At 57.7% G+C, this 4,022-nt stretch carries 3 protein-coding genes; 1 reads left to right on the top strand and 2 read right to left on the bottom strand.

Annotated elements, in window-relative coordinates:
* A partial coding sequence (locus BG61_RS37825; RefSeq protein ID WP_035943337.1) for a lyase family protein occupies nt 1-882 on the top strand: 882 nt, incomplete at its 5' end.
* Nucleotides 883-1,832: 950 nt separating this feature from the next.
* Here the strand turns inward: BG61_RS37825 and BG61_RS37815 are convergent.
* Nucleotides 1,833-2,900, bottom strand: a complete 1,068-nt coding sequence (locus tag BG61_RS37815) for an extracellular catalytic domain type 2 short-chain-length polyhydroxyalkanoate depolymerase (protein WP_035933578.1) — start codon at nt 2,898-2,900, stop codon at nt 1,833-1,835.
* 458 nt (nt 2,901-3,358) lie between these two features.
* Complete coding sequence (locus BG61_RS45210; protein WP_081868332.1) at nt 3,359-3,742, bottom strand: GMC family oxidoreductase N-terminal domain-containing protein; 384 nt, start codon at nt 3,740-3,742, stop codon at nt 3,359-3,361.
* Between the last annotated feature and the right edge of the window lie 280 nt (nt 3,743-4,022).

Here is a 4,022-nt window from a genome sequence, read left to right as displayed (position 1 = left end):
CCACCCACTGAGAATTCAAAAGAGGCAAAAATCGCCCGTACGCACTTGATGGACGCGGTGCCAATGACCATGGGCCAAACGTTCGCGACGTTCGAGTACCAGGTCTCCAATGCGCTTCTGCGCATTGACGATACATTGCCGCGGCTCTTGGTCCTCCCTCAGGGCGGCACGGCGGCTGGCACGGGATTGAACGCGCCTCCGGGTTTTGATGGCCTCTTTTGTGCCACGCTCGCGGAGGCGACCGGGTTGTCGTTTGCCCCTAGTCCGCACAAATTCGAAGGGATGGCGGCGCACGACGCTTTGGTGGAGGTCTCGGGAGCGCTAAACACAATCGCTACCTCACTGTTGAAGATCGCGAACGACATACGCTTCCTTGGCTCCGGTCCCCGTTGCGGGCTTGGCGAATTGCTGGTTCCTGACGACGGACTGACCTCCTCGATCATGCCCGGCAAGCGTAATCCGACGATTGCGGAAGTTCTTGTGCAGGCGTGTTTTCAGGTAATTGGAAATCACCAGACGATCACGCTCGCGGGCGCATCCGGCAACTTCGAACTGAATGTCGCAAAGCCGGTGTTGATCTACAGTCTGCTGCAGTCGCTGCGTGTTCTGGCTGACTCGGCCCGCGTATTTTCACGGCGACTCGTTTGCGGGATTGATGTTGACCGTGAACGTCTTGCCACGAACGTGGACCAGGCACTGCTCGCAGTGACGGCCCTAAATCCAATACTGGGATATGACCGAGTTGCACAGATCACGGCAACGGCTTTGCGGGACCGTGTCACGCCGCGTGCAGCAGCAATCGCGCTCGGTATTCTCGATGGCGACGAGTACGATCGACTGGTCGACCCAGCGGTGCTCGCTCGGGGCAGCGCATCACGTTGAAAACGTGCATATGCCACGCATAAGTTTAAGGTCCGCGATGCGATGAACGCTCTTAACGACAATCAATAGATAGTCGTCTCGGTACCGTGTCTCGCTCTTCGCTCTCCGCACAAACGGTGGCATAGTGCGTGCATGATCGCATCCCCGTCAACCTCGCTCCAAGGCGACGCTTCTGCCGATGAACCAGGCGTCCGCGCGGAAGCGGTCCTTGTCCTACCATCTTGCACTTGCTGCAAGCCGGGATGGCCACGGAAGCGGCCATCTTTTCAATAAACCATACGCGTCGCATATATCGCGTGGTTTCTTCAGCAGGCAGGTTAGGGTAACCAACCGGTTGAATGCTACAAGGCTGCAGAATACGCGGTCGAGGCAGCGATTGAACTTGCGGACAAGTCAAACGAATGGATTCTTGCCGAGGACGCTATTCCGGTGTTCGAGACGCTGCTCGCGCTGCACGACGAACAACTCGCAACCACACCTCGTCACAAGGTGATTGAGGCTGAACACCAGCTCCGGCACTTCCTCGCGGGAACGCGCCGTCGTCAATACTCGAGCCGAGCCCAGGTCACGGCGAGAGCCATCGGCAGCGCGCAGTTGTACCGCGCGCCTCCCCGAGGACTTCGACGATACGCTCCTCATATCTGGCCAGTGTGCCGCGCACCGGCTCGCGCTTCATGCGCGCGCGAAGAGGAAAGAAGGCCATCGGTACGTGACAGCAATTTATGACGCCGTCATCATAGGGGGACCAGGCCCTGCCGGAAATCCCATCTATCTCGTAGCGGTCACCACACTGCTCAGTCATGCGTCGTATCGTTGTTCGTGATGCAAGGCAGCTTACGATTGTGCCTCGCGAAATCGGGCTGCTCATCGGTTCATTGTCAAATCTTTTCTGAGCTGCAAAAATACCGCCAACATCCGATACAGTTGATCTTACGGCGTAAGGTCATTGTTCAGTGCGCCGGATCGGAAAGGCGCTCGATCATGCGCATCACAGCGGCAATCTGCGGTGCGCTTTTTGAATAGAAGTCGGGCTTCTGGGGATCGGAGCTTGTGTAGCCCCAGAAATCCCAACAACCGAGCGGATTCTTCGTCGACGTTGCGACCTGCGGATAAAGAATGATGATGTGATTGCTCTCCGCAATTTCGTTGTAGTCGGTGCTGCGCGCATAGAGATCACCGATCTTCTGTGCGTTCTGCAGGCAGCCGTGAAACGCGACGTGAATGCGGCACGCGCTACCCGCCTGCGCGCAGCCGGTCGGCACATAGACGTAACCGGTCGGACCAAGCGAAGCCTTGTCGTCGGGGTCGAACGGGCGCTGATCGAAACCCAGCAGGTTGCCTCCAGGCGCAACCGTCGGCGCGTTCAACGTACCGTAAATCCAGCGCAGGATGTCTTGCGATTGTTTGAAGCCGCAATTGTTGATGAAGGGCGCCTGTGATAGCGTGCATCGGGTATTCGCACTGTTATCCGTGATGAGCCCATGGCCTGCTGCCACGTTGTCGACATACCGGATGTGATCGTCGGGTGCGCCGGCGAGCTTGTAGAAGAGCGGTACCTGCGCGACCACACGGGTCGCGACGACATGGTCCTGGGTGCCGCTGAAAACATAAATGCGTTGCGAGGCAAGCCCGCTCACATCGTCGATGCGGCGCTCGCCTGCGAACTCGCGCGCTGCCGCCAGAGCATCTTGCGCGCGCGGCCCGGTATCGCCGGTCGGATTCATGCAGTGGGTTTGCGCAGCGCTGGCGGGATTTGCAGGCGGGAACAGGCCCGCGCAATAGAACGGACCGCCTGCGACGATGCCGGCGCCCACGAGATGCTTCGACCACGCGACATCGAACTGCGCGGCCATGAACGCGCCCGAAGACAGCCCCGAAACCGAGGTATGCCTCGCGTCCGCGCCATAGCCGTGCAGCGGCGCCGCATGCAGCGCGCCGGCCGTGAAAATGCCGACGGTCACGAGCGCCGCGCGCGCGAGGCGCCTGCGGACGATCCGGCTCAATCTCCATCCATTCATCGCATTCTCCATGATCAGGCCGGTGAGGTATCTGCATCGGCACGATGCCATTCTCCCTTATTAGGATTATTGAGCGTTCGTCAATTGCAGCATGAAACGCAGTGACGTCCTGCAGAACGAATCCACCGATAAGCTTGTCGCGTGCGCCAGATCATGATCGTCGAAAATAACTGGTTCGTGGTCTTCGAGGACGCCATGCGCATGATCGACGGCCCATGTCGATCCGGTTAGGTTTCGACAACGTCTGCGTTCGTACCCGTACTAACGGGTCAACCGTGAGAAGCGTGTTGTTGCCAATGAAAGCCGATAAAGTTTGCCGAACGCTATTTTAGAGGTAGCCGTTCAATCTCCGATCGGTCCGATACGAACCGCACTGGGTTTTGCAGAGACTCCAATCTTTGAGAGAATGGAGCTATGGAAAATGCGAATAAGAAGTCATCGAAACATTCGCCGGAAGTTCATCGCGCGGCGCACCAGTCAGCTGGATGCCCCCAAACCCAAACCGCGGCGTTGATACTGCTTGATCCACCGAGTACTTTTCCGCGATTGCAGTCGAATGTTCGTCCGTTCGCGTTTGGCTGTTCGACAGTACGATACTGCCAATCCGCCGCGGTCCCGAAATTCGTAAGCCGGAGAGCCGGATCGACCATTGAAGGTCGATCCACGGAAGCATCCCCAGCCTCGATAAGCAGGACTCGGCACTCGCTATCCTCGGATAGTCTCGCGGCAATGAGAGCGCCAGCTGATCCACCACCAATGACGATGTGGTCGTACGAGTCGGTCAATACATCGGCTGCGATAAGTGGCAAGGCAAGTAACCCAGCGTGGACACATTCAATCATGATATCGGGAATCGGCGGAACATGATGCGCTGACCATTGATGACGATGCTACATCGAAGTGTTTAGCATCGACTATCCTGAAACGTGCCTTATACGTGACTGAGACGTTTCTGCGCTGCCGTATCAGTTGACAGGACGACACCCGCATGACTTGCGCTCGCTCATCACTGGTACCAGTTTGACGGGCCTCCTGCTTTAGCCGATTCGCCGAGCATGTTTGCAACGGAGCCCGCTGGAATAAAACTTGATTTTCCGGGCTCTTTTGAAAACGGAGTGGGTA

Source organism: Caballeronia glathei, from assembly GCF_000698595.1.
Lineage (GTDB): Bacteria > Pseudomonadota > Gammaproteobacteria > Burkholderiales > Burkholderiaceae > Caballeronia > Caballeronia glathei.
Note: the sequence above shows the minus strand (reverse complement) of the source record. Positions and strands in the feature narration are given on the sequence as shown.